The sequence below is a fragment of the Vulcanisaeta sp. genome (genome assembly GCF_049966235.1).
Taxonomy (GTDB): domain Archaea; phylum Thermoproteota; class Thermoprotei; order Thermoproteales; family Thermocladiaceae; genus Vulcanisaeta; species Vulcanisaeta moutnovskia.
The window spans coordinates 70,687-90,716 of sequence record NZ_JBMFVA010000006.1 but is presented as its reverse complement, the minus strand read 5'-3'; the positions used below and the strand labels follow the sequence as shown (position 1 = coordinate 90,716).

Annotated in this window: 24 protein-coding genes; 13 read left to right on the top strand and 11 right to left on the bottom strand. The window is 39.3% G+C overall.

Going from position 1 to position 20,030, the window contains the following annotated elements:
- The first annotated feature begins 33 nt into the window (after window positions 1–33).
- Complete coding sequence (locus ACP5L5_RS05765; protein ID WP_048056996.1) at window positions 34–381, top strand: hypothetical protein; 348 nt, start codon at window positions 34–36, stop codon at window positions 379–381.
- 59 nt (window positions 382–440) lie between these two features.
- Here the strand turns inward: ACP5L5_RS05765 and ACP5L5_RS05760 are convergent, their stop codons facing one another.
- Window positions 441–1,118, bottom strand: a complete 678-nt coding sequence (locus tag ACP5L5_RS05760) for a DUF2848 domain-containing protein (RefSeq protein WP_013605158.1) — start codon at window positions 1,116–1,118, stop codon at window positions 441–443.
- A gap of 106 nt (window positions 1,119–1,224) precedes the next feature.
- Between ACP5L5_RS05760 and ACP5L5_RS05755 the strand changes: the two genes are divergently transcribed.
- The 7 genes from ACP5L5_RS05755 (at window position 1,225) to ACP5L5_RS05725 (ending at window position 4,581) form a co-directional block, all read left to right on the top strand.
- Window positions 1,225–1,683: a hypothetical protein gene (locus tag ACP5L5_RS05755; protein WP_048056997.1), complete on the top strand. Its 459-nt coding sequence runs from the start codon at window positions 1,225–1,227 to the stop codon at window positions 1,681–1,683.
- 57 nt (window positions 1,684–1,740) lie between these two features.
- A complete protein-coding gene (locus ACP5L5_RS05750; RefSeq protein WP_013605160.1) occupies window positions 1,741–2,019 on the top strand; it encodes a 50S ribosomal protein L37ae in 279 nt (92 codons plus the stop codon).
- 58 nt (window positions 2,020–2,077) lie between these two features.
- On the top strand, window positions 2,078–2,608 hold the full coding sequence (locus ACP5L5_RS05745; protein ID WP_428762271.1) for a Brix domain-containing protein: 531 nt from the start codon (window positions 2,078–2,080) through the stop codon (window positions 2,606–2,608).
- 82 nt (window positions 2,609–2,690) lie between these two features.
- Window positions 2,691–2,843, top strand: a complete 153-nt coding sequence (locus tag ACP5L5_RS05740; protein WP_013605162.1) for a CTAG/PCC1 family protein — start codon at window positions 2,691–2,693, stop codon at window positions 2,841–2,843.
- Between the two features lie 88 nt (window positions 2,844–2,931).
- Window positions 2,932–3,312, top strand: a complete 381-nt coding sequence (locus ACP5L5_RS05735; RefSeq protein WP_013605163.1) for a prefoldin subunit beta — start codon at window positions 2,932–2,934, stop codon at window positions 3,310–3,312.
- Window positions 3,313–3,317: 5 nt separating this feature from the next.
- Complete coding sequence (locus tag ACP5L5_RS05730; protein WP_273304664.1) at window positions 3,318–3,659, top strand: DUF3194 domain-containing protein; 342 nt, start codon at window positions 3,318–3,320, stop codon at window positions 3,657–3,659.
- The gene (locus ACP5L5_RS05725) at window positions 3,589–4,581 is read left to right on the top strand and encodes a DHH family phosphoesterase (protein WP_428762269.1); all 993 of its coding nucleotides are present in this window, start codon (window positions 3,589–3,591) and stop codon (window positions 4,579–4,581) included. Before ACP5L5_RS05730 ends, ACP5L5_RS05725 begins: the two co-directional genes overlap by 71 nt.
- A gap of 40 nt (window positions 4,582–4,621) precedes the next feature.
- Here ACP5L5_RS05725 and ACP5L5_RS05720 read toward each other — a convergent pair whose 3' ends face one another.
- A complete protein-coding gene (locus ACP5L5_RS05720) occupies window positions 4,622–5,962 on the bottom strand; it encodes a hypothetical protein (RefSeq protein WP_428762267.1) in 1,341 nt (446 codons plus the stop codon).
- Window positions 5,963–6,068: 106 nt separating this feature from the next.
- On the opposite strand from ACP5L5_RS05720, the gene ACP5L5_RS05715 reads away from it, so the two are divergent.
- Genes ACP5L5_RS05715 through ACP5L5_RS05705 form a run of 3 tightly spaced genes read left to right on the top strand, consistent with a single transcriptional unit; the run spans window position 6,069 to window position 8,808 of the window.
- Window positions 6,069–7,586: a type II/IV secretion system ATPase subunit gene (locus tag ACP5L5_RS05715; RefSeq protein ID WP_428762265.1), complete on the top strand. Its 1,518-nt coding sequence runs from the start codon at window positions 6,069–6,071 to the stop codon at window positions 7,584–7,586.
- On the top strand, window positions 7,583–7,942 hold the full coding sequence (locus ACP5L5_RS05710) for a hypothetical protein (protein ID WP_428762263.1): 360 nt from the start codon (window positions 7,583–7,585) through the stop codon (window positions 7,940–7,942). The genes ACP5L5_RS05715 and ACP5L5_RS05710 overlap by 4 nt, the downstream gene beginning before the upstream one ends.
- Window positions 7,939–8,808 (top strand): hypothetical protein, encoded by an 870-nt coding sequence (locus tag ACP5L5_RS05705; RefSeq protein WP_428762262.1) that lies wholly within the window; start codon window positions 7,939–7,941, stop codon window positions 8,806–8,808. Before ACP5L5_RS05710 ends, ACP5L5_RS05705 begins: the two co-directional genes overlap by 4 nt.
- Here the strand turns inward: ACP5L5_RS05705 and ACP5L5_RS05700 are convergent.
- From ACP5L5_RS05700 to ACP5L5_RS05670, 7 genes are all read right to left on the bottom strand, one after another.
- The gene (locus ACP5L5_RS05700) at window positions 8,805–9,209 is read right to left on the bottom strand and encodes a hypothetical protein (RefSeq protein WP_428762260.1); all 405 of its coding nucleotides are present in this window, start codon (window positions 9,207–9,209) and stop codon (window positions 8,805–8,807) included. The genes ACP5L5_RS05705 and ACP5L5_RS05700 overlap by 4 nt on opposite strands.
- Window positions 9,206–9,847, bottom strand: a complete 642-nt coding sequence (locus tag ACP5L5_RS05695) for a hypothetical protein (RefSeq protein WP_428762259.1) — start codon at window positions 9,845–9,847, stop codon at window positions 9,206–9,208. Before ACP5L5_RS05695 ends, ACP5L5_RS05700 begins: the two co-directional genes overlap by 4 nt.
- The gene (locus tag ACP5L5_RS05690) at window positions 9,828–10,214 is read right to left on the bottom strand and encodes a hypothetical protein (RefSeq protein ID WP_428762258.1); all 387 of its coding nucleotides are present in this window, start codon (window positions 10,212–10,214) and stop codon (window positions 9,828–9,830) included. The genes ACP5L5_RS05695 and ACP5L5_RS05690 overlap by 20 nt, the downstream gene beginning before the upstream one ends.
- A complete protein-coding gene (locus ACP5L5_RS05685; RefSeq protein ID WP_428762257.1) occupies window positions 10,211–10,606 on the bottom strand; it encodes a hypothetical protein in 396 nt (131 codons plus the stop codon). Before ACP5L5_RS05685 ends, ACP5L5_RS05690 begins: the two co-directional genes overlap by 4 nt.
- Before the next feature lie 77 nt (window positions 10,607–10,683).
- Complete coding sequence (locus tag ACP5L5_RS05680) at window positions 10,684–10,911, bottom strand: ATPase (RefSeq protein ID WP_428762255.1); 228 nt, start codon at window positions 10,909–10,911, stop codon at window positions 10,684–10,686.
- A 44-nt stretch (window positions 10,912–10,955) separates the two neighbouring features.
- The gene (locus ACP5L5_RS05675; RefSeq protein WP_428762254.1) at window positions 10,956–13,355 is read right to left on the bottom strand and encodes a tRNA(Met) cytidine acetyltransferase TmcA; all 2,400 of its coding nucleotides are present in this window, start codon (window positions 13,353–13,355) and stop codon (window positions 10,956–10,958) included.
- Window positions 13,356–13,472: 117 nt separating this feature from the next.
- On the bottom strand, window positions 13,473–14,033 hold the full coding sequence (locus ACP5L5_RS05670) for a pyrimidine dimer DNA glycosylase/endonuclease V (protein ID WP_428762252.1): 561 nt from the start codon (window positions 14,031–14,033) through the stop codon (window positions 13,473–13,475).
- A gap of 192 nt (window positions 14,034–14,225) precedes the next feature.
- Between ACP5L5_RS05670 and ACP5L5_RS05665 the strand changes: the two genes are divergently transcribed.
- Both ACP5L5_RS05665 and ACP5L5_RS05660 read left to right on the top strand, forming a co-directional pair.
- Window positions 14,226–15,707 (top strand): complex I subunit 5 family protein, encoded by a 1,482-nt coding sequence (locus ACP5L5_RS05665; protein ID WP_428762250.1) that lies wholly within the window; start codon window positions 14,226–14,228, stop codon window positions 15,705–15,707.
- Window positions 15,707–17,716: an NADH-quinone oxidoreductase subunit L gene (locus ACP5L5_RS05660; RefSeq protein WP_428762248.1), complete on the top strand. Its 2,010-nt coding sequence runs from the start codon at window positions 15,707–15,709 to the stop codon at window positions 17,714–17,716. Before ACP5L5_RS05665 ends, ACP5L5_RS05660 begins: the two co-directional genes overlap by 1 nt.
- Window positions 17,717–17,752: 36 nt before the next feature.
- Here ACP5L5_RS05660 and ACP5L5_RS05655 read toward each other — a convergent pair whose 3' ends face one another.
- Window positions 17,753–18,916 (bottom strand): LUD domain-containing protein, encoded by a 1,164-nt coding sequence (locus ACP5L5_RS05655; RefSeq protein ID WP_428762246.1) that lies wholly within the window; start codon window positions 18,914–18,916, stop codon window positions 17,753–17,755.
- A gap of 57 nt (window positions 18,917–18,973) precedes the next feature.
- Window positions 18,974–19,972: an AIR synthase family protein gene (locus ACP5L5_RS05650; RefSeq protein WP_428762244.1), complete on the bottom strand. Its 999-nt coding sequence runs from the start codon at window positions 19,970–19,972 to the stop codon at window positions 18,974–18,976.
- Between the last annotated feature and the right edge of the window lie 58 nt (window positions 19,973–20,030).

The following is a 20,030-nucleotide window of genomic DNA, read 5'->3' as shown; positions in this document are numbered from 1 at the left end:
TTTATTAATATCTGATGTCTCCCTGTAACCACCGTGAAGAGAGTACAGAAAAATTGCTTGACGTTGATTGTGGATGTTTGCAATGATACATTAGATAAGTTTAAAGGTGCTATGAATACGGTACTTAGAAGGGCGGGATTTGGCGGCGCCCTGAGGGTTCTTGTTTATAAGTGTAAGGACCTTGATTTTAATAAGTATATTAGGGAATTGAATTCGATAGTTGCCAATAATTTTTCAGTGACTCTGTTTGTATATGAATTCGAAGATTTAAACTCATTAATTAATGAACTCAATAAGAACATATTCAGTGGGTGCGATAATTATGGAGTACTGTCAACAATTGATTTACCAGCAAGTATTAACTATGAAAAATTAAAGTAATCAGCTTAGCCCAGTACATCACCTCTTCAGACCTTGCAAGCATCATCACTTAAGGGATTTTACTCAATCCAGTAATAATGGTCAATTGACCTATTAAGTACTGGGTCATGAAGCTCAATTTCGAAATACCCACTAGGCTTTATTTGGCCTTTTATTAGGGGTATTGTACCCGAGAAAACAACGACATTCTTTAGGTCTGGTACAACCTCACGTATCAAATCAACCAGCTTTTCTGGTGTTAGTAGAAACTTCATGGTGCCCTCCTGATAAAGCGTCTTCTTATCATCCTCAAGTATCCAACTCCTTAGTATTAAGTCATCCCAATGGTCCTCAACCTCCTTAAGCGGCCAAGCCCTCCTCGCGACAATCTTTGGATACATATGCTTACCAGCAAGTATGCTACACCTCTCTGCTTCCCTATCCGTGTGATCGCTTCCCACAGACACATATATCTCATCCTCATTCTTAATCAACAATACATACTCAACCTCACCACTATGTAAATCACTAACCTTCCTGATGTAGTTGCTTGTGGTTACCAGGTATGGCTGTAGTATGTATATTTCAGGTATGTTCTTAGGCCCACTAATGCCTATCCTACTTAACTCTTCAACCTCCTTTTTAATAATGTCCGTAGTCCTCCCAGACCAGACAAAGATCACTAGATCACTAACAGCGATTTCAATATCTCTCTCGTTACCATTCTTGAACTCTATAGTTACGTTAAGTCTATGCATAGACGAACTCTGGTTTATAAAGCAATAACCTTATTAAATTTTTGGTCTCGTTCCTTAAGCCCAAGTAAATGGAAATACTAAAAAATCCTGTAACAATATTGTCAAGATGATCTCAGAAATAGTCAGAGTGGGCTTGGTTTCGGAGATTAAGCTTTCAATACCGAGTGCTGATGATGCACTTGATTATCTAAGGCTCATGCTGAATAATTTAATTGGATTAATGGCTTCAATACCACCCGCCCTAGCCCAGAGCGTTAAGCCTGAGATACCAATATTCATAAAATCTGTTGGCAATGAGGCCGAGTTATCAATACACTACTCACCATTAATGCCGTTAATCCGAATAAGGACGTCTAAGGATTTAATAAATAAGGTAAGTGGCATTAGTTTCATTGGCGTTGTCTTAGATTCAGGGGGTACTATTTTGAGGATGTACAGGGGCAAGGATGAGATGGGTAAGGATAGGGAGAAAATACTCCTTATTTTTAGAGTATTTATGAATTCTGATGTGGAGTTACAACCACTACCTAGCATGCCTCAGGGGCAAGGTGGCGCCATTATTTAAATTGCCCAAGTAAACATCAATAGAAATGCTTTTATTTAGTTAAATGCTAGGTCCTTGATGCCGTTTAGCCATACAAAGATTGTAGGGCCAACTGGAAGGTATGGTGCTAGGTATGGAATGGGCGTTAGAAGGAAGGTTCTACAGATAGAGGTTAAGCAGAGGGGTAGGCATAGATGCCCAAGATGTAAGTCCCTGGTTAAAATGGAGAGGATAGCCTTCGGCATTTGGAGATGCCCTAAGTGTGGTTATACCTTCGCAGGTGGCGCCTGGATTCCGCAGACAATAATGGGTAAAACCCTGGCCACCGAAGCAGCGGCTAAACAAAGCACTAGATGAAGGCATTGTCGTAATGAGTTTAATAGTATTAACATCATCACGAAATCCCAGTACTCGAATGAGACAATTTCTTAATGAGTTAGAGGTGGTTATTCCCAGCGTCATTAAGGTGAATAGGGGTAAGTTATCAATAGTTGAGGTTGCAGGTAAGGCATTGAGTTTAGGGGCCATGAAAATACTATATATTGGTTCGAGGGGTGGTAATCCTGGTTTCATGCGTTTTTTAAGAATTAAGGAAGGATTGATTGAGGTAATGCCGTACTTCATAAAAATACTTGGGGTTAAACTCCTCACTGATATGCAGGTTAGTATTACGCATAGACGAAGGGTACGGAGTGGAATTATCGTGGCCCTAAGGGAGTATACTGAGATAATGGATGTACTTAGTGAGCAACTTGAATTACCTAGCGTGAGAATTTACGATTTTGAGAGTATTAGGGGCATGTATGATGTGATCTTCCTGATTCATAGGGCTAATAATGAGTACGAGATTCAGATATTAAATGGTATGGACTTGGGTCCTTATGGTCCTTTCATGAAGGTTAACGACGTGACTTATGTAAGGCCTAGGGTGATTAAGTTTGAATGAATGTACGTTTAAGACTGTTTTTTCATTAGAAAATGTTGACAAAGAATTAATAGTTAATTCATTTAAGACGCTTGAAAAAGAAATGAGGTTTAGCAGGGGTTTTGTAAGTGTTGATGTTAATGATAATAATGTGATTATTGTTATTTGCGCCAGGGATTTATCAAGTTTAAGGAGTTTAGTCAGTGGGGTCATGAAATCACTATACTTAATATTAAAGGCTGAGGAACTTGACTAGGTCATGGCTTTGTATTTCTTAATCATAGGCTTATTCATGATTCACATGCGGATTAATACTTATTAAGGCTTAGTTCAATGGCAATTTAATGAGTTCATTACCGCCGTCATTACAATCAGACCTGGAGAAATTGCAGGCGTTACAGGACCAATTAAATAGTGTTAGGGTTAGGAAGCAACAGTTTGAGAGTGAGTTAAAGGAGGTTGAGAAGGCTATTTCGGAAATTGAAAAGATATCCACCGAGAGTAAGGTGTATAAGATCGTTGGTTCCTTCCTGGTTTTGGTTACTAAGGATCAGGCACTTCAGGAACTTAAGGATAGGAAGGAATTGCTTGAGCTTCATATAAAGACGCTGTCAAGGCAGGAGAGCATGTTAATGAAGCAAATTGAGGACCTAAGAACCCAGATAAATGAAGCCTTGGCAAAGTTACAGGGTGGGGCTGGTGAAGTTGCGAAGGGTGGTGGTTAAAGGTAATGAGTAATTACGAGATACTTAATGACATAGCTAATGTGATTGCGGAGGAGATATATAGGTATTTAATGCATAGGCTTCCTGAAAAATTGCTTGAGGATTTCGTTATTAACGTGGGATTTACAAACCTCGCGAATTACAACCTTGAAATAAGTATTGAAGCAATGACGAACCCATTATTAAAGGGTCTTGATAATATAATAAATGACGCTGTTGAGTTTGGATTTAAAATAGCTGATTACCTAATGGATAAGTTCAAGGGGGGTGAATTGATTGGTTTATCAACTGGAGAAATTGAGAGAATTGCTGAGGAATACGCAAAAAATCTGTATAGTAACACATAGGCATGCAGACCTAGATGCATATGCATGTGGAGTGGCTGTTAAGGAATTAATTACTAAATTAGGCCGTGATGCATATATAGTGATTCCTGATGGTTTGTCCCATGATGTCAAATCATTCATTAGTAAACTTAGCATTAGTTATCAAGGCCTAAGCAATTGCAGTGATGGATCAGATATGGTGATCTTGGTTGATGTTAGTACATACGCCCAATTAAATGAGTTTAGGGATATCATAGGCAATAAACCAATAGTCGTGATTGATCACCATGAGGTACATAACATTATACCCACATTAGCGATAATTAATTCAAGCGCTACGAGTTGCTCTGAGATAGTTGCACAAGTACTTAAGGAGTTAGATATTGAGCCAAGCAATGAGGTTGCCACCTTGCTCATTGGTGGGATCCTAAGTGATAGTGGTAGGTTAAGCAGAGCTAGACCTGAAACCTTTGAGGTTATGGCATGGTTACTTAGACTATCGGGTAGGAATTATCGAGATATAATCAATGCCATGTCTGAGGAAATGACCTTTCCAGAGAGGATGGCTATAGTTAAGGGATTACTAAGGATGAGGGTGTATAGGATTAATGATTACATCGTTTGCTTAAGTAATGTGAACGCGTATGAATCATCGCTCGCTGATACCATGATTAGGGCAGGTTGTGACATAGCATTGGTGGCCTCAGAACATGACGAAGAGATTAGATTATTCGGTAGAGGTAGTAAGAGAATTGCCGAGAAGATATCACTTGCCGAGGTATTTAGTGATTTAGCGCGATACTTCAATGGTGAGGGGGGTGGTCATGTATTAGCGGCTGCCCTAAGTACCAGGGCTAGAGTTGACACAGCCACATTATTAATAAAGGCCCTAAGTAATATTGAGCAGAAGTTCGGTATTAAGTCCTCAAGGATAAGTGAATAATTTTAACATAGGTAAGTTTTCATTTATAGTGGGGATTTTACTAGGTTCTCAACCTTAATTCCATGTTGATCCTATTAATGATATATGATGACTTACTATATTGATGAATTTCATATTGCGAATTTGCATCCGTAATTACGCTATTAACGCTTATTGCGCTAACATTTATATCGCTCATTATACTGTTCATCTGCGTAATTATTTCATTATTAATCACTCGTAATGCACACCATGAAACCTCACTTACCTGTGATTGATAAATCGGTGATAAGTATTGTCCAGGAGTTATTGGTATGATGGATTCATTGAAGAGGTCATACGCCTGTAAATAACCTCCAAATAATAATGAGCCATTGAGTAGGTATAGTCCCATTGGGTAGTTCTTGGTTTCATAAACTGGTATCGAATAACCGCTCTGCGTCACGTAATTAACCTGGAGCAGGTAATAAGTACCTGGCAAACAGGTTGGGTTTATTATCGTGCCATTTGGAAGCAGGAGTATTGGCGATATGTATATCACGGGCCCAAAGGGCACAAGCCTCGGTCTTTGGTATACCGTATAGCCGTAATTCGTGATTTCACTAATAGTCACATTAGGACTAAGGGTTAGGTGAGTGATTGATGATGAATTAACGTACTCATCGAATGAGTAGCTAAGGACCTGAAGCGCCTCCTGAAAGCCCGAGCTAGGCCATGAACTTGCATTAATGCCCTGTCCAACCCACATGGTGAACAGGCTCAGACCGGGCAAACCAACCTCGTAGTGCTCACTAATACCTCCAGTGACTGGGTTATAACCATAGTAATAATTCCATAGGTGATACGACTCACCATTAAGGGCGATTAGGTAACCGCCTACCGTACTCAGTTCACTTAGTATTTGCGTAAGGCTTTCATTACCTGTTTCGAAGGCGAAGACCACGTATTCAGCGCCATTTATGTCCTCAGTTATTATCACGTACCAATTGGCGTATACGGGCTGCGGATATATTAGGTATAGCGGGACTTCTAAGGTCCACGTGATACCGCCAGTATCGTTGGTCAGCGCTGTTGAGTTGAGCATTACTTCCTGCTGTATAGTGGTTTCTGATGCATTGACTATGTATAGTGTGAATTCCCTATTGGCTGTGGCGACCCAGACAGGCGTTGTATTGGTGATTAGTGAATCTTCACGGTATGTTAATGGGTACTCATTAACTATGCTATTTAGGAACTGTGCTGTTGGTCTTGAATCTGTCAGGTTCATTGTTATTACGTATGTCCTGTAAACTACGGGCGTAGGTGCTGGACCATAGGTAGTATTTGCATATGTGATAAATGAGACTAATGTGAAGATAATTGCTGGAAATACTGCAAATATTATCCATTTGTTGTTAATCATTACCATTTAATATAGCGCCAGCAATTATATAAGTTTCTGATCATTAAGAGTTACTGAAATTATGAAACAGAAAGTATTTTAGGGGGCTTGTTCTTTAGTAAATTGAATGAGCTTAGACTTTCAGTTAGTAAAACTGGTAGGTCAACTCAAGGAGTTGGAGAGGTACCCATTATATGAACCATTTGCATATGCCACAATAGTCCAGGATGAGAAGACGGGAGATATAATGTATTACCTTGAGGAGATAACACTTGACCCTACCGAACAGCAGGTATATAAGGAGTTGGTAAGGATAGTTATGCTTGAGCTACCACCACCTGAGGAATTAACAAAGATGGGTGATGTCAAGAATTACCTGCTTAATGAATTAAAGAAGATCGTTGGGCGATACAGAAGGCTGTTCAGAAATGTTTCCACATCATCCTTCGCTAAATTCCTATACTACATGGAGAGAGATTTACTTGGTTACGGCCCCATAGATGCCTTAATGAAGGATGAGAATATTGAGGATATATCGTGCGATGGCGTAGGTAGACCTGTTTATGTGTTTCATAGGAAGTATGAATCAATACCAACAAACATAGTGCCAGTGACAGACCAAGCCCTTGATGACCTGGTTGTGAAGCTAATACACCTATCAGGTAGGCATGTCTCAGTTGCAACGCCAATAGTTGATGCGCAATTACCTGATGGTTCTAGGATAGCCGTGACATATAGGAGAGAGGTCTCGCCTGGTGGCTCCACATTCACAATAAGGAAGTTTAGGAAGAACCCATTAACATTCACGGAACTCGTTAAGTTCGGTAACATCAGTGCGGAGATTGCGAGTTACTTCTGGGTCATGCTGGATAATGGCAGGTCATTCCTAGTGCTTGGTGTTACCGGTGCAGGTAAAACGAGTTTCCTCAATGCAATGGCCACATTCATTAGGCCTCACATGAAGATAATAACCGTTGAGGAAGTCCCTGAAATAAACTTACCACATAAGAATTGGATTAGGCTCGTTACAAGGCAAAGCTATGGTTCTGAGAAGATAAATGAGATTACATTATTTGACTTAGTTAAGGCAACGCTTAGGATGAGACCTGATTACTTAATAGTTGGTGAGATAAGGGGTGAGGAGGCTTATGTTCTATTTCAAGCGGTAAACACAGGACATAGCGGCATATCCACTATGCACGCGGAGTCCTTTGAGGCGGCTGTTAATAGGCTCATGAGCCCGCCAATGAACATACCACCGGCTTATATACCTGCCATGAACATCTTTGTTATGATTAAGAGGGTTAAGATTAATGGTAGATTAACGAGGAGAGTCACTGAGGTTGGTGAGGTTTATATAGATGGCGATAAAATAAGATTTAATACAGTATTTAAGTGGAATCCAAAAACTGACTCTCACGATTCATATGTAGAAAAGAGCGTCCTAATTAAGCAGATAAGTGATATGACAGGTAAGGATGTTTATGAAATTCTCAAGGAAATAGACACTAGGGCTAGTATTGTTAATTGGATGGTTGAGAATGAAATACTGAACTTTGAGGACGTATCTACATACGTACAGACATATTATACAAACCCAGACAAAATACTTAATCAAGTTCTTGGTAAAGGTGATCAAGGTTGAAAGTATTACTTAGGTTTAAAGATCTTAATTCTCTTGTTAAATATTTAAATGAAGACTTGAATAAATTATTAGTAGCCAAGAAAATATTAGAGGAGGAAGTGAATAAGGAGTCGCTCGTGGACATCATCGAAATAAGGAACAATAACGTTATTATACAGAGAGAAAGAATAACAGAGATAAAGGGAATATTAGATGAACTTGATAATAGGATTGATACAATTAATTCACTACTTGAGGAAATAAGGGATGAGTTTAATGATAGTAATTACACAGGCATTGTATTACTTGAGTTTAATAACGGCATACCCAGGAGAGTATTATTATCGCAGCCCCTGACCCTGAGTGAGGTACCATGATAATGCTAATACCTGTATTGATCATTGCAATAATGATTGGAATGCTGATCCTAGGCCTGCTCAGGCCACCATTAACAGTCATAATACCGCTCCTAGGTATCTACATAATACTAATGTTAATACCATACATAATACCAAACCTAACAATTAATCAGTATCTTAGTATCAAATATATAATAATCCCGATAGTAGGCTTAGCTATAGGCTATGGAACATCCATATTAATAAATAAGTATATGAGTATTGACGTACGGTCATTATTCAAACTAAACCAGGGTCAAAAGGCGGTCTCTAAAAGACCGAGAAAGACCACGAATAAGCAAAAAGGTGAGAAAAAACCAGAAATTAAACCAGAGGACTTAGATAGGATTATTCCTAAATCCATTAATGACTTAAAACTTGGGATAACAACTAATGAGGCATTGGGTAGTTGGGTTGAGTATTACGATGGATGGACCGACACTATAATAAGCATATCAAGAAGGTTCATAGACATTAAGGATAGTACAGAGATTATTAGTAAGGAGGCCCTATTTCTATCGAGGATTAGGCAGTATGAGAATAAAGCTCTATCGCTAGGTCTTACCTTAAAGGAGGAGTCCGCATTTAAGAAGCAAAGGCAGAGAAGATCAAGGTCTAAGGATAATGAGGATAAATTAATAGTATATGTGAAGCCTGAAGATGTGTCTGGTGATTTAACGACCACTGCACAATTAATGAGTGGTTATGTTGAGGAGTTCAGCAATATAGTCGAGAAGCTAATACATGATAAAGAGATTTCCCAGTATATGATTAATTCACAGATACTAGTTCTCTATATTGATGGGATACCAAGGAAGTTCATAACCCTTCATAAGGAGAGCTAAGTACTTACTTTTTGTATTATTATCATTATCGGTATTGAATCAATAAGTAACGTGATTATTGGGCGATTCCTATCAATATTGAGGGTCTCTAATCTGTCAATAATTGACTTTATAATTGCAGATCTTCTTTGTATATAGCCAGCGACATCATTTATTACATTACTTCTTGTACTAGAACCTGGCTTATAAATAATTCTTAAGGAGAATATTTCTGATGAACCATCAACAAACCTAACATTTTCAGAAATTTCACTGGCCAATGCAATATTATTTTCAGCACCTAAAATTTCATTCCAATTCTGCTTGAGCATATACATAAACCTGTATGAGTTACTCAATTCACCTTTTAATGTCTGAATTAGTTCATCTAGCGATTCAAATCTCTTAATTTCGACAATCATGATAAACCACCTACCCTCTCTTCAATCTTCTTAAATGGCTCTGGATAGCTTATATTATCTAATTTCACGACGGTTTCGATACTCCTTGAATTATTACTAATTGATGAAATTACTTCATCAATCATCTTCATGAGCCTAGCAACCTCATCAGCGGTTAAGCCAACAATACTACTTAAAATGCTGGGTATTTCAGTGGTTTCCCTGATGTTAGGTAAGTATAACAGTGATGTCTCCGACATGTCAGGTAATGAATAACCTATTACCACATCTATTGATGCATCATCTATTATAATCACATAATCATCATTCACGCCGAGTTTTTCAGTAAATTCCATGGCCTGTTTAATAGACATTAATATATTCGTATAATAATTAATTGCATCCCTTATTGCGTCTTTATAGCCATTAGCTGTTAATGTGTAAATCACCTCAATATCATCGGCCTTAGTCGTTACATTGGTATTGCCCTTAACTAATGTGGCTGGTGATTTGCTCCTTAATTCCCTAATCATTTTATTCATGGATTCATTATCAGGACTATATGCATATATCTCACTAATAGCCTGGAGTATCTCATTAAGCCTATTACCAAGACTTAAAGCTAGGTCCTTCAACCTATCACTTCTTAGTACTATCAAGTTCGATCACCACTAAAGATGGTACGTCCCCAAAGTATCTAACCATTGCTTTAAATTCATGCCCCTTAAGCTTACCTAATCTACCTTCAAGAGTTTCATAAATAGCGTATTCCAACTTAAGAAATTGAAGCGCCTTTGAAAATAATTCCCTATAAGCTTCCTTTGATGGTTCCCTGTATATTATTATTGGGATAGAGTTGGGTATGTCAATTATCACCTTTTCGCTCCTATCAGGTAGATCAACCTCATTTATCTTATCGTATATATCAGATAGTCTCTTAACATAATCAGTAACCTTTCTTTTGCTTTCTAATATCCTCCTGTGCAGCTCATCGACATTAATATTAATATCTATATTCGTGCTCATGGCATTATCACCAGTCTTGTCTTTTTATTTGCATAATCAATAAGCACCATTACTGAGGCATCCCTACCCTTAATGCCATTTAAGTATTTATTTATTTTTTCAATTTCGTTTATTACATAATTAATATTATCATCTATTACATTCAACTTACTTAGTAACCATGTTGAATGCGGTGCGATATGTATGTTCATCGTGTGAGGTATAGCATGTACCGTTATTACTTGGTGAGACGGTTGAAAACCAAGTTTTGTAAGTTTATCCTCAATCTCTGCGTTTATTTTCAGCTTCTCCTTAATTGCCCCATAGCGTTCCCTTAGGTTTAATAATTGTTCTTTAATTATATTCAATTTACTTATTGCGTCCTCAATTGTGTTAAACAGAAGTACTAACATTCAGATTCTCATTAATTAGGCTATATTTATTCTTTACTTGTGAGAGTTAATGGTGGGACTCGTACATTAATTAAACACTATACCTCCTCCCTAATCAACCTGGAGATCTCACTAATGGCCTTACTTATGTCCTTAACGTCATCATGAATCTCTATTATCTCTGCTATGAGTAATGAATTATCAAGGCACCTTAGAAGTAGGTCGGCCCAACTCCTTGAATGATACAACTGCTTAAGTTTCTTTAACTCTTCATATTGCCTATCATCAACCTCAATTACAATTCTTCTCTTGCCATTTTTAGCCATGCCACTGAATAAACATTAACCTAATTTAAAATTAACCCCCCAGACTATTTACTCCTCTTTTGTGACTTAGTGACACTAATCATAAACTCCGGTATTTCGACATACTTTACATAGTATTGAATGAGCAATTTAATTACCTCCCTAAGCATAAGCATTAATGTCGACTTCCTAATACTAAGAACCTTAGCAGACTCCCTCCAAGGCCTTGCCTGCAACACCTTACAAATCAGTGCTTCCTCGTAGAACTGAGGAAGATTAATACTATCAACACCTCTCCTTAAATAATACGTTTTTACCAACTCTGTTATTGCATCAGCAGTGTTCTCGTAGGTCATTGGACCCCATGAATAAGCAACTAAACGCCTAATCTGAGCCTCAGTAAGCCTTGGAGTATAACCAGGATCTAATGCCTGACCCCAGTCAGTTAGTAGCATCCTGACTACGTCAGGTTCCATATCATGGAATGGACCCTGCAATGAATTAAGCAGTCTTAATCTAAACTCCTTATTTGCATAGATAATAATGTCTCTTGTCTTCTCATTTATTGGCTTAACAAGCAATACACTATACTCACCACTTATTGGATTCCTCTCGGGGCTTATGTGTACGGGCATGTAGCCATTCTTAATCCAGAAATTCAGTAATTTGGCGTTAACTCCAAAGCCCACACCAACCCAATCAATACCTCTCTCCCTAGCCTCTTCCTCAATTCTCTTAAGCATCTCAGTGCCTAGACCCTTATCCTGAAGTTCGGGATGTGTGGCAATCCTTATTATCCTCCAGCCCTTCAATTTAGCAAAATCCGTAAGTCCCCAATACTTGATTAGCCTATCAGGTATTATGTTTCCAGGTAGTTTCAATCCTCTCACAACCATATCAATCATATCATCACCTATACCACCCTCCTCAGCCAATTCAACGGACACCACAATCTTGCCATTACTTAATGATAACGCTCTTATGAAGTGGTGAGGCGCATCCATCATCATGCCTAAGTCATCCGGTTCATTCCTATAATGTGCTTGAACGTATATTCCGAAGAACTGCCTTAGTTGTTCCTCGTTCAATAAGAAGAATTTCTTAAGATCGGGAATTAAGTAATTGAATTCATGCCTATTTATCAATTCTTGATCCTCATCGGTTATCCTGACGGGCTCGGCATCAAGTAACAATGTATCAAATAACCACTGTTCCACTGGGTCATTGGGTGCATACCTAATTGGTTCCTTAAGCTCATACTCAATGATCCTCGTATTCTTATCCTCACGTAGGTACTTAAGGAACCTAAGGCTAAAGCCTCTGCCAGCGCCCTCATAACCATGTATTGTCGATGCATATATAACCCTGCTAAACCTCTCGTGTATTCCGTAAAGCACGGGTAATGGTATCATTGCCGCCTCATCAACCACAACAATATCCCTACCATCCTCACTAAGCATGTCATAAGGCCTTATGTAATCTATGAAGATTGAAATGCCGACCTTCACCGAAACCACATCATTACCCCAATAGCTTGTGCTCACATCATAGTTTAGTGCCTTAAGTCCCTTTATTACGAACTCCATTAATGTAGAGACATTACTGGGATTCATTGCCGTAACCGCGAACCTCACCCTACCCTTAATCTTCCTAAGTCTATGTGCTAAGGCAGCCAACGCAAGACCAATAACTGCTGACTTACCTCTGCCTCTATCAGCAATCAATACTACATTGACCTTCTTACCCCTTGGAGGCCTCTCCATTAGTACCTCCATCGCTTTAAGCGTCTCAACCTGGTCCTGGGTCTTAGCGAGCTCATATATAGTCCTTGTGAACTTCATTCTCTCAGGCATTACTATCTCCCTTGGCTTCCAGGTCTGCGAATCACCGAGGATTGGTTCCTTAATTATCTCATCATTATTGGCGTCAATGATCAATATCTTATCCATACTCATTAACTTATTCCAGAACCTTACCTTTAGGAAGTGCCTAACATGTTCAGGTCCATATTGAGGGACCAAAAGGCTTTGCTGAAACTTCGTTAATTGCCTTATCCATTCATTCAATGGTGGTATCATGAAGATGTAAATACCGCCACCCCTAACGATGCCTCCTAATCTACCTACATCATTTGGCTTCAAATCGTTCATTAGGTCGAGAACAGCAAAATCGACAGTGATACCAAGGAGCTTATCAGTGTCTTTATATGGTCTATAATCAATATTTATGGGAATTCCCTCAATAAGGTCCTTAAGCTTACCCATCCTTCTCTGGGCATCAGAGTACTCCGGTTGGTACATGTATAGTCCATGTGGATCCTTAACAAGCGATGAGAATACCCTAAGGGACTCTGCCGCATACTTAGCAATTTTTTCCTCATTAGTACCCACAAGCACAATAAGTCTTCTGTGATTTGATGATAATCCCTCCCTAACCAATCCCTGCAACAGCTCAATCCAGCCCATAACCTCTGAGCAAGTAAACCAAATTGAGTTAGGGCTTATAAGCATATGCAAATGGTAGTAATTAGTGATTGGGCGCGTTGGTTCTGAAAAGTGATGAAAGACGGGCGAAAAGGATGATCAACTACGCCTAGGAAAAATAGAGCTGCAGGTTATAATGCCTTTTTTAAGTGCATCAATAAATTTAAGGTAATCATCGTAAACATCCCTAATCCACTCATTAATACCTCTGAAATACATAGGTTTTGAATAAATAAGCTCCAGGACTTCATCCTTACTTAGTTTATGTATATAATAGCATGGATTCTTAATTAGTAAAACTCTACGATACTCCCTAGCGATTATAGGTGTAATAGGTGTACCAGAAGTACCACTCACATGTTTTAGGTGTTTCTCAATATCATTCAAGGAAATATTATTCCTGTATCCTCTATCTATCCATTCATCAATTAGCGCATAGAAATAATTAACTAAGTCATTGATGTAGGGGTTCCCATTATTGTAGTACATAAGTACAATGGGGTGATTAATCCACCCACGCTTACCATCATTAATAATGCCCATCTTCCTAAGTATTGCTAGCAGAACCTGCTTGGTCTCAACTCGTTGTTTACCAAGCCGTAGATTATCCAGGAACTGCGCTGACTTTTGGTGATCAATGTATGGCCTAAATACTTGCATTGGCTATGTACGTATTACTTTGTTTTATTTCATTTTCCATGATTATTAATGATGGAGGTAGTACTTAAAAATACGGTCTCTCCCTATGGTACGTATGCTAATGAATAGTAACGAATTACAAAGGTATTACTTAATGACGTATCAATGCAGAAATGTATCATTAAACAAGAAGGCAATGCCGGGTGATGAGTAATGCTCATACAAAGTGATTCAGTACTATTAGCATCTTTAGCCTTACCTTTCGTGGCTTCAGTAATAGCTGGAATAATAGGTAAGAGGTTCAGTAGGGTTGCAATGATTATTACCTCTATATCCTTTATACCATTATTTATATACTCATCATACTTACTAATACTTGGTAAGGCTTACTTAATTCCACTTGGCGCCCTGTCAAGACCAATAGGTATGGTCTATTTAATAAGCGATGGCTTAAGTAATGCATTTGGTTTAGCAATAGCGCTTGTTGGAATAACACTGGAAATAGCTTCTTATCCATACATGAAGCATAGATTCCATGTATTAGGACTAACTGAGCAATTCGATGTATATTACCTACTCTTTACCTTATGCGCGGCAGGTATGGAATTACTGATATATTCATATAACTTATTGTTAATGTATATAGCCCTAGAGGTTTCATTAATAACGCCTGTCATACTAATTTATTACTATGGTTATGATACGCAGGGTATGACAAGACGCTGGATTGCACTTCTTTATTTCGTATATGGTATGTTAGCAAGTACATTATTCCTAATAGGCGCCGTTATGGTTAGTCTAGAGAATGGGACAATGGATCTCTATACAATAAAGAGCATATCAGTTATAGCGTGGGCATTAATGTTCATAGGATTATTGATAAAATTACCAAGCTTTGGTCCACATGTATGGATACCTTGGGTACATGGATCTCATCCAACTCCAGTAGCGGCGTTAATATCAGGGCTTGTTGGTTTAATGGCTTATGTACTAGCTAGGATATACCTAGTCTCTCCATATTTCATAAACATGTTTAGATTACCAATACTCGTTTATGCAATAGTTGGTGGGATCATAATAAGTCTTGGTGTGATTAGGCATAGTTACCACTATAAGTGGTTGCTTGCATATTCAACAGCGGCTAACTCCACGTACTTATTAATAGGACTTGCACTAGGTCCTTATGGAATACTTGGACTAACAATGCATTATATATCACACTTATTCGGCAAAACAATACTCTTCATGACCGCTGCATCAATAATTGTTTACTATGAAGAATTTGACATGAAAAAAATGGGTGGTCTTCAGACGTATATGCCATCGGTTGGTGCAGCTGCTGTACTCGGTTGGATGGCGCTTTCAGGAATACTAACATTATCAATGCTTGCTGAGTTTTACCTATTCCTTGGATTAGTAAATGTTATACTGCCTTCATATCCATTATGGGTATTTATAGGTTTAGCCAGTGGATTAGCTATCATATTTGTGTTGACGGGATATTACGGCTTCTGGGCTCTTAAACAGGTGTTTTATGGGCAATCTAGGGGTAATTACCATAAGGTAAGCGTTGATCCTAAACTCGTAATACCATTATACGTACTTGGTCTAGCTGCGATAATACTTTTATTCCCACCAGCATCCGCATACCTCGTGCATTCAGTACTAATAAGTATTAGTATGATAATGAGGTGATGAGCATGTTCGAAACCTTACTTGGTAAATTAATGGGATTAATGTTATTATCGCCTATAGTACTTGCTGCACCCATAGCTATTTATTGGCTATTTAACCAAGATCCTCGTAAGGCCAGGCCGTTGGCGTACTTAGCGGTTATTGGGCTTGGTATAGCTGCTATAACGTCTACCTACATAACACTTGAGTTTCCAATGAAGCCAATAATCTACTCTGCGCCCTGGATCGTAATACCGAGTATGAATGGTATCCCCGCATTTACGATACAGGTTTCATTCATAGTGGACTTCCTAAGTAGGTACATGGGTCTGCTCACGGCTTGGTTAGCCTTCATAATAGGCGTTTACAGTCTTGATTACTTGGCCGATGATTATAGGCTTGGTTGGTTCTGGTTCTTCTATAACCTATTCGCAGCATCCATGTTATTGACTGTTTACTCCAATGATTTGCTTCTCATGTTCATAGGCTGGGAGGGTCTTGGCTTTAGCTCTTGGGCTCTCATAGGGCATTGGTATAAGGATGATGATGAGTTATCATATGTAGGAAGATTCGGTGAGAGACTCATTTTGAATAAACCGGCCTGGACCACACCATCCTACGCTGCATATAGGGCCATTGCCACAATAAGATTCGGTGATATACCAATGCTGGGTGCCATAGCTGCAATAGCCGTATTAGGCGCATTAGGAGGTAATCAAGCACCTTTAGAGTTCACTTCAATTAATTGGTCATACATAATTTCAAAGATTGGAATTGGCGGTACCGTAGCCTTATTACTAGCCTTCATGTTTGGCCCATATACAAAGAGTGCCCAGATTCCATTCAATGACTGGTTACTCACGGCAATGACAGGCCCTACCTCAGTTTCAGCATTACTGCATTCAGCGACTATGGTCGCTGCTGGTGTTTACATATTCATGAGGTTGACAGAATCATTGTATATGGCCGGCGCATTAACAAGTGCCGGTGTCGAGATTGTGTACTTAATAACAGTATATATAGGATTACTAACTGCATTATTAGGAGCATTATTTGCTACTATGATTGATGAAAGGAAAGTAATCCTAGCAGGGTCAACAATGTCTTCCTTAGGTTTTATGATGGGTGTAACCGCATTATCGCCATTTATACCTCAAGCACTCACGATAGGTATGTACGTAGTACCATTGGCTGTACTTGTGGCATTCTCATACTTAATAATACACGCCCTTGCCAAAGCCACACTGTTCCTAGTCAGCGGTCATTTAATACATGTAACTCACACTAGATTTAATATGGGCGATTGGGAGCTTGGTAAGAGAATGAAAGCTGCATTCTACGCAGCGTTAGCTGCAGCTGTATCTCTCGGCGGTGTACCTCCATTAGCTGGTTATTGGGTTCATGCTGCAATGGATGAAGTTACGACAGAAACAGTTTCTGTTGTTGGTTATGGTGCGTATATACTCATGTTGTTGGCTAGCTTGGCCTATGTGGCGTTCCTATCAAGATTCGTCTCGCTTAACTTCATAAAGGGCGAGAAACCACATACTCACGAGGAACATAGTAAGTATCCACTCATGGTTACGGCATACGTCATTACCGGAACAGCAGCCCTTGTCTCATTGATCATACCCTTCGTGCTACAGCCAGCTATATTCATAAGTGCAGGTGTTGATCCTATAGTCATCGCTTTGGGTATTGTGTTATGGATTATCTTCGTGATAGCCCTAATGAAGCCCAGGGTTGGTAATTTAGGGTTAATAACAAAGATATTTGAGAGAAGATACTATATACAGGTATTCATGGATGTTGTGCTGGCAGGTTTTGGATTTGCATTGACTACAGCAGCGTTTTACATATATAAGGGTTTTGATATCTTATTTAATTTCTTAATACCAAGTGCATTTAATACATTGTCTAGATACATCAGGTCAATACAGAGGGGTTACTTAAGGACATATTTAGAGATGCTGCTTATTACGTTGGCAATTGCAATATTGGTGATCCTAATAATTATAGCATTAATGTAGGTTTAATTCTTTATGATCGCTTTTTATAATAATCACTTAAACCTTCAATTGTCTTAGGTATTCCTCTTTAACATGGAGTATTAATTTAGGTAAATCAATACCCATTGGGCATACCTCCCTGCAATTCCCAGAGTGGGTGCATAGCATTGCTGCTGGGCCTGCCTCCACTATGCCTCTAGTTACTGCTGTCCATGGAATACCCATTGGTCCCGTGTAGGGTGGTTTCCCAAATCTCGGTCCTATTGCCCAGTATGTTGGGCAGTGCATGCTGCATCGACCGCACCTTATGCACAGCAATATTTCCCAAAGCACTGGGTCCTTCGCTGCTTTCTTCCTCCCGTTATCGAGAAGTACCATGTAGAATTCCCTAGGTCCTTGAGCAGGCGAGACTCTGTACATCTCAACATCAGCCGTACTACTTGGTCCGGCTGTTAGGTTCACGTAGGTTGGTGGATAAAGCCCGGCATAAGCCGCCTGTATCAGCGTCTCAATCATCGCGTGATATAGTGTGGGTACGATCTTTTCAATACCATCATAAACAATGTGCACTGGAGGTAATATGCTTGTCATTCTTATGTTACCTTCATTCTCAACGAGTAATACGGCGCCCGTATCCGCCGCAATGGCGTTTGCTCCCGTAATACCTATATTGGCCTTAAGAAACTTCTCCCTAAGGAATTCCCTAGCCTTCTGGGCTATGGCAATCGGATCTGGTGGTACATTAATCCCAAGTTTCTCCCTCATTACCTCTGCAATCCTTTCCTTAGTCATATGAAGTGCAGGTGCTAGTATGTGGCTTGGTTCCTCATTGGCTATTTGTATTAGGAATTCTCCAAGATCTGTCTCCCAAACCTCATTACCCAACTTCTCAAGATGGGGTCTTAAATCCGTTTCTGAGGCTACATTATTCTTACTCATGACTACAGTTTTGCCATTACCCACTATCTTACTCACGATTTCCTTAGCCTCATCAGTCGTCTCAGCTAGGTAAAACCTACCACCTATCCTCTCAACTGATTTCTTCGTAAGGTCTATGTAATAATCGAAGTTCCTAATAACTTCCTCCTTAGCCTTTCTAAGTTCCTTAGCTAGATCCAATAAATATGAGTGTTTCTTCAATATATCAAAAACAGCTGGTATATTGGATGCCATGGCCCTATTTATGGCAACATCCCAGTTTGGAGGCGCTGAGGACTCCATATTAAATTCATACATTTAATTCATATATTTAAATATGTAATCTAACAATACTGCATTTCAATTACCATATTTTTGATGCCACAATTTCATAACATCATCCTCAATAAACCCATGAACCTCATTAATCACTGTTTCATCTCTAATAAGTTCAACACCTGGTTTACCATTCACAACCTCACCAATCACTGAGTAATTAATTCCCAACTTCTCTAATCTATTGGTAGCAATATTTACGTGCTCCTTCGGTATCGTAGCCACAAGCATCCCCGAGCTCAGTGACTTAAGAGGATCAATGCCAAGAACATTAAATATACGTAGTGTCTCCGGTAAAGCGGGTATCTTATCTATATGTATCCTTAACCTGACATTACTGGTCTCGGCAATTTCAAGTAATCCCTGGATTAGGCCGCCCTCTGTTGGATCATGCATTGAATTAACAATGTCGGCTATCTCAAGGGCTTCCTTAACAACACTTACTTCCTTAAGAAATTCCCTCGCCTTATTAATAACTTCCTTAGGCACACCCCTTCTAATTAAATCTTCTTCAAAATCATTTGCTAATACTGCGGTACCCTCCATAGCCACGTACTTTGTCACAAGTACTAAGTCACCAGGTTTAGCCCCTGAGGTTGTTACATAGTTATTGCCAATGCCCATGGCCGTTGTTGACGCAATAACTCTATCAATGCCTGGCGTGTACTCAGTATGACCACCAATCAATGAACCACCTAACTCAGTAAGTGCCCTATTAGCATCAGTCATTATCGTTCTAATGCCATCTTCATTCACACCATGTGGCAATAATAAGGTTAGTAGGAACCATCTCGGCCTAATACCTCTAACCGCAATGTCATTTGCAACGATATTTATGGCAAGCCACCCAATACCCTCAATAGCGCCTGTTATTGGGTCCGTATGTACCGCCATGTACTTATCACCAATCCTAACTATTGCTGCGTCCTCACCAATCCTGGGCCCCACAATTACGTCTTCATCTTTAACGCCCAGACTCGCGAAGATAATCCTCCTTAGTGCATCATTACTTAACTTAACCATTACTTAAGGGGTTGCATTGAGGTCATTTAAGGATTCAGGTCAGGAGTAGAGTAAGGCT